The sequence below is a fragment of the Natronorubrum tibetense GA33 genome, assembly GCF_000383975.1.
Taxonomy (GTDB): Archaea; Halobacteriota; Halobacteria; order Halobacteriales; family Natrialbaceae; genus Natronorubrum; species Natronorubrum tibetense.
Genome location: NZ_KB913017.1, coordinates 2029427 through 2035426 on the forward strand (window position 1 = coordinate 2029427; position 6000 = coordinate 2035426).

The window sequence follows — 6000 nt, forward strand, 5'->3', positions numbered from 1 at the left end:
AGGCTATTGAGTCCTATCTATTCGTGTTAGTTCTCCTAGCGTGAGCGACGCGGACGTGCTCTCGAGAGAGGTGACTCTGACTATATTGTGCACTATGCACAAAACCTTTAAACGGTATCGGACCATACGTGATGGTGATGGCAACTGATGCACGCGACGACGTTTCGGCGCAATCGCTCGACGAACCGATCTACATCGACGGGAGAAGTCACCTTGAGGACGTCACGACGGAGCACGACGTCGTCCTCGTGGACTTCTACGCGGACTGGTGTGGCCCCTGTCAGATGCTCAATCCCGTCCTCGAGCGGCTCGCGGGTACGACCGAGGCTGTGATCGCCAAGGTCGATGTGGACGAGCACCAGCAACTCGCGGGTTCGTTCGGCGTTCGCGGCGTGCCGACCCTGGTCCTCTTCGCAGGCGGTGAACAGGTCGAACAGCAGTCCGGCGTGCTGCCGGAAGACCGACTCCGTGCGCTGATTGGGAACTACACCGAATGAGCAAATAGTTACTCGCGTGCGCGAGGAGAGCCACCCCGAACTCGAGGCGATCGAATCCAAGTTTCTCGTCCTCGAGGCGGACGTTATGGAACACATCGCCGACGAAGCGGAGACCGTCTTCCCCGAGATTCTCACGCTGGACGACGAAACGGCACGGGCCGACGCGGAGGCGGAACGGATCCACGACGCGATCGATCACCTCGAATCGGACCACGACGCGGCGGCGTCCCATCTCGAGACGATTCGACGCCTGAGTGATGATTACGCGGTTCCGTCGGAGGCCTGTACGAGTTACCGAAACATGCTCGATTGACTGCAGTCGCTCGAGGCCGATGTACACATGCACCTCCACAAGAAAAACAACGTCCTGTTTCCCGACACCGAGTCAGTGCTGGCGTCGGCGTGACCCGCCCGCCCGACCCGAGACCCGGAGTACTTACGTCTGGAGTTTCATTAGATAGCTAACCGAAAGAAGCGCTGTCCTTGGCGCACAGTCGGGAACGAACGGTCGATATTGCCGAGGACGTGATCGACGGATTTGCTCACGTCGCCGGCCGTTCCGAATCCCACAACCCAGCCACGTTGGCTGCGAGACTGTCACACAGGACTGCTATGATCGGGTCTACTAATGGACATTGAAATTGCAACAATCGGCGGCTACGAGGAAGTCGGGCGACAGATGACTGCGGTCCGCGCGGGTGACGATATCGTGATCTTCGATATGGGACTGAACCTGTCGAAGGTTCTAATTCACGACAACATCCAGACCGAGGGGATGCACAGCCTCGATCTGATTGACATGGGTGCAATCCCCGACGATCGCGTGATGAGCGACCTCGAGGGCGACGTGCAGGCAATCGTTCCGACGCACGGCCACCTTGACCACATCGGCGCGATTAGCAAGCTCGGCCACCGCTACGACGCACCGGTCGTCGCGACGCCGTTCACCTGCGAACTGGTCGAAGAGGAAGTCGACGACGAGCAGAAGTTCGGCTTCGACAACGAGATCATCCGGATGGACGCCGGCGAGACGATGTCGATCGGCGACAGCGGACAAGTCGAACTCGAGTTCGTTAACGTTACTCACTCGATCATCCAGGCGATCAATCCCGTGCTCCATACGCCGGAGGGTGCAGTCGTCTACGGACTGGACAAACGGATGGACCACACGCCCGTCATCGGCGATCCGATCGATATGGATCGTTTCCGTGAGATCGGTCGCGAGGGCAACGGTGTCCTCTGTTACATCGAGGACTGTACCAACGCGAATAAGAAGGGACGGACGCCGAGCGAGAACGTCGCGCGCGAGCACCTCCGGGACACCCTCTACAGTATGGAGGACTACGACGGCGGCATCGTCGCCACAACGTTCGCAAGCCACATCGCCCGCGTGACAAGCCTCGTCGAGTTCGCTCGAGAGATCGGCCGTGAGCCGATTCTGCTCGGCCGCTCGATGGAGAAGTACTCGGGAACCGCAAAACGGATGGGGGTCGATTTCCCATCCGACGTGGATATGGTCGGCTACCGTCGATCCATCGATCAGACGTTAGAGCGGATCATGAACGATGGCAAAGAGAACTTCCTGCCGGTCGTGACGGGTCACCAGGGTGAGCCCCGGGCACTGCTCACGCGAATGGCCCGCGGGGAAACGCCGTACCAACTCGATAACGGGGACAAGGTGCTTTTCTCCGCACGCGTGATTCCCGAACCGACGAACGAAGGCCAACGGTACCAGTCCGAGAAACTGCTCGGCATGCAGGGTGCACGCGTCTACTCCGACATCCACGTCTCCGGCCACCTCTGTCAGGAGGGCCACTACGAGATGCTCGACGCACTCCAGCCTCAGCACATCATCCCGGCTCATCAGGATCTGAAAGGATTCTCGGGCTACGTCGACCTCGCGTCCAATCAAGGATACACGCTTGGACGAGATATCCACGTTACCACGAACGGAAACATCATCCAGCTCGTGTAACCTGTCTCGGGCCCAGCTCGTCGCGTCCGAGCGGGCGTACTTCGACTCGAGCTAATTCCCCGGACTCGAGCATCAAATAAAAGCTGTTCTTTGTGGACTCACTTCCAGTGAGCGACAGCTGAACGACTACGATGACATTCGTGGGCAGCCAATTTGCACCGGCGTAACTGTTGTCGATACACCGTCGGGCCGATTCGATAACGGTAGTAGCTGAAGTATCCAGTAGAACCTAGCGTTTCGGTACTTACTGGCTGATCTAATAGACGCCTGAAAACGACACTGCTGGGTGTGTGAGACTCTCTCCCTTTGAAGGTTCGATTCGCAGGCCTTATGTAGTGGTCGGCGATTACAATTTAATCCGAAGGAAATGAGGATCCTTCCCCTGCGGTCCGCCGTACAGAAGGGATCTGATGTTAGCCTTGGTAGTTCGGTGACGCTCGACCGGTCGACGGTCTGAGGTTGCCGAACGTGGACCCATTTATGTGTGAGTGTGTACAAGAATTTACATTCACCGCCAAATGAACCCTCCCGACCACAAGGTCGGGAGTAATATAGCATTCCGGTTGATCCTGCCGGAGGTCATTGCTATTGGAGTCCGATTTAGCCATGCTAGTTGTACGAGTTTAGACTCGTAGCAGATAGCTCAGTAACACGTGGCCAAACTACCCTATGGACCAAGACAACCTCGGGAAACTGAGGCTAATCTTGGATACGATTCTCCTGCTGGAACTGCAGAGAATCCGAAACGCTCCGGCGCCATAGGATGTGGCTGCGGCCGATTAGGTAGACGGTGGGGTAACGGCCCACCGTGCCGATAATCGGTACGGGTTGTGAGAGCAAGAGCCCGGAGACGGTATCTGAGACAAGATACCGGGCCCTACGGGGCGCAGCAGGCGCGAAACCTTTACACTGCACGCCAGTGCGATAAGGGGACTCCGAGTGCGAGGGCATATAGTCCTCGCTTTTCACCACCGTAAGGTGGTGGTGGAATAAGTGCTGGGCAAGACCGGTGCCAGCCGCCGCGGTAATACCGGCAGCACGAGTGATGACCGCTATTATTGGGCCTAAAGCGTCCGTAGCTGGCCGCGCAAGTCTATCGGGAAATCTGCTCGCCTAACGAGCAGGCGTCCGGTGGAAACTGTGTGGCTTGGGACCGGAAGACCAGAGGGGTACGTCTGGGGTAGGAGTGAAATCCCGTAATCCTGGACGGACCACCGGTGGCGAAAGCGCCTCTGGAGGACGGATCCGACGGTGAGGGACGAAAGCTCGGGTCACGAACCGGATTAGATACCCGGGTAGTCCGAGCTGTAAACGATGTCTGCTAGATGTGCCACAGGCTACGAGCCTGTGGTGTGTCGTAGGGAAGCCGAGAAGCAGACCGCCTGGGAAGTACGTCCGCAAGGATGAAACTTAAAGGAATTGGCGGGGGAGCACTACAACCGGAGGAGCCTGCGGTTTAATTGGACTCAACGCCGGACATCTCACCAGCATCGACAATGTGCAGTGACGGTCAGTGTGATGAGCTTACCTGAGCCATTGAGAGGAGGTGCATGGCCGCCGTCAGCTCGTACCGTGAGGCGTCCTGTTAAGTCAGGCAACGAGCGAGACCCGCACCCTTAATTGCCAGCAGCACCCTTGTGGTGGCTGGGTACATTAAGAGGACTGCCAGTGCCAAACTGGAGGAAGGAACGGGCAACGGTAGGTCAGTATGCCCCGAATGTGCTGGGCGACACGCGGGCTACAATGGCCACGACAGTGGGATGCAACCCCGAGAGGGGACGCTAATCTCCGAAACGTGGTCGTAGTTCGGATTGAGGGCTGAAACTCGCCCTCATGAAGCTGGATTCGGTAGTAATCGCGCCTCAGAAGGGCGCGGTGAATACGTCCCTGCTCCTTGCACACACCGCCCGTCAAAGCACCCGAGTGAGGTCCGGATGAGGCCTGGATTCCCAGGTCGAATCTGGGCTTCGCAAGGGGGCTTAAGTCGTAACAAGGTAGCCGTAGGGGAATCTGCGGCTGGATCACCTCCACAGACCGGGATCAGGCCGATGGCCTGACCCACCTTTCGTGTGGCGTTTTACGCCACACACTCCACGTTCGATCGACCCAACCGTTGGCCGATCGGGCACCTTAGAACTACCAAGGCTAACGCTTTCGTCTCGATGTCCACTTTGTGTGGACGTGGGCCCATAGCTCAGTGGTAGAGTGCCTCCTTTGCAAGGAGGATGCCCAGGGTTCGAATCCCTGTGGGTCCATCACTCGGAGGCGATCGAATCGTGCCCCTTAAGTGGGGCAAGCGATTCTGATCTAATCCGAACGAAAACCGATGCACCAGCCCGTGTAAACGTGGCTGGGAAGGGTTAATGCATGCCGCGTCTACGGCGTGCAGATGAGACCGTGTGTACGTGTAGTCCAGGCGTCCACTGGACCCGTTCCCGGGTCACTCTTGAATTACAACTTCCGTTGCAATTCAGATCCGATGAACGTGGCTACTGTGCCAGCTGGTGGATCGCTCGGCTTGAGAGCTGAAGAAGGACGTGCCAAGCTGCGATAAGCCTGAGGGAGCCGCACGGAGGCTAAGAACTCAGGATTTCCGAATGGGAATCCCCACCGCAATTGCTTCGCGCAATGGGGAACGTCGAGAATTGAAACATCTTAGTATCGACAGGAAAAGAAAACGAATGTGATGTCGTTAGTAATGGCGAATGAACGCGATAAAGTCCAAACCGAAGCCCTTACGGGCAATGTGGTGTTCGGACTGACGACCACTCTCTGACCATCTGCAGGAAGTCTCTTGGAATAGAGCACGAAACAGGGTGACAGTCCCGTAGTGTAGATCAGTAGGAGACGAGTCAGCTCCAGAGTATCGGGGGTTGGATATCCCTCGTGAATATTGCAGGCATCGACTGCAAAGACTAAACACTCCTCAAGACCGATAGCGAACAAGTAGTGTGAACGAACGCTGAAAAGTACCCCCAGAAGGGAGGTGCAATAGGGCGTGAAATCAGTTGGCGATAGAGCGACGGGGCATACAAGGTCCTGCATACAATGAATCAGATGCGAATCTGTAGTAAGCCATGCAGGAAGCCGATGTTCCGTCGTACGTTTTGAAAAACGAACCAGGGAGTGTGCCTGTTTGACGAGTCTAACTCGATTATCGAGGAAGGCGTAGGGAAACCGATATGGCCGCAGTCTTACGACGAGGGCCACCGTGTTCAAGCGCGGGGAGTCAAACGGGCACAACCCGAAACCGGACGATCTAGGCGTGAGCAAGGTGAAGCGTGCCGAAAGGTGCGTGGAGGCCTGTTAGAGTTGGTGTCCTACAATACCCTCTCGTGACTTACGTTTAGGGGTGAAAGGCCCATCGAGTCCGGAAACAGCTGGTTCCAACCGAAACATGTCGAAGCATGACCTCTGCCGAGATAGTTTGTGGGGTAGAGCGACGGATTGGGGGAGCGCACTCCGAGAGGAGTGTGCCCCCCTGTCCAACTCCGAACCTACAAACGCCGTTTGACGCAGGGAGTCCGG

3 protein-coding genes, 1 tRNA gene, 1 rRNA gene and 3 other annotated features are annotated in these 6000 nt (G+C 57.1%); all 5 genes read left to right on the forward strand.

Annotated elements, in window-relative coordinates; translation table 11 throughout:
* Window positions 1–137: 137 nt before the first annotated feature.
* The 5 genes from trxA (at window position 138) to NATTI_RS0110645 (ending at window position 4727) form a co-directional block, all read left to right on the forward strand.
* Window positions 138–497, forward strand: a complete 360-nt coding sequence (gene trxA, locus NATTI_RS0110625) for a thioredoxin (protein WP_006087865.1) — start codon at window positions 138–140, stop codon at window positions 495–497.
* Between the two features lie 16 nt (window positions 498–513).
* The gene (locus NATTI_RS0110630; protein ID WP_006087866.1) at window positions 514–810 is read left to right on the forward strand and encodes a hemerythrin domain-containing protein; all 297 of its coding nucleotides are present in this window, start codon (window positions 514–516) and stop codon (window positions 808–810) included.
* A 315-nt stretch (window positions 811–1125) separates the two neighbouring features.
* Window positions 1126–2472, forward strand: coding sequence for a ribonuclease J (locus tag NATTI_RS0110635; RefSeq protein WP_006087868.1), 1347 nt, complete (start codon window positions 1126–1128; stop codon window positions 2470–2472).
* Window positions 2473–3028: 556 nt separating this feature from the next.
* Window positions 3029–4502, forward strand: a 16S ribosomal RNA gene (locus NATTI_RS0110640).
* 153 nt (window positions 4503–4655) lie between these two features.
* Window positions 4656–4727 (forward strand) — tRNA-Ala (locus tag NATTI_RS0110645).
* Between the two features lie 240 nt (window positions 4728–4967).
* Window positions 4968–5590: a sequence feature (23S ribosomal RNA rRNA prediction is too short), on the forward strand.
* A gap of 10 nt (window positions 5591–5600) precedes the next feature.
* Window positions 5601–5856 (forward strand) — a sequence feature (23S ribosomal RNA rRNA prediction is too short).
* 12 nt (window positions 5857–5868) lie between these two features.
* Window positions 5869–5995 (forward strand) — a sequence feature (23S ribosomal RNA rRNA prediction is too short).
* The last annotated feature ends 5 nt before the right edge of the window (window positions 5996–6000 follow it).

Bases quoted from the DNA above. Each gene is read 5' to 3' on its own strand.
- trxA (WP_006087865.1), top strand. From the start codon at position 138: ATGGCAACTGATGCACGCGACGACGTTTCGGCGCAATCGCTCGACGAA.
- NATTI_RS0110635 (WP_006087868.1), top strand. From the start codon at position 1,126: ATGGACATTGAAATTGCAACAATCGGCGGCTACGAGGAAGTCGGGCGA.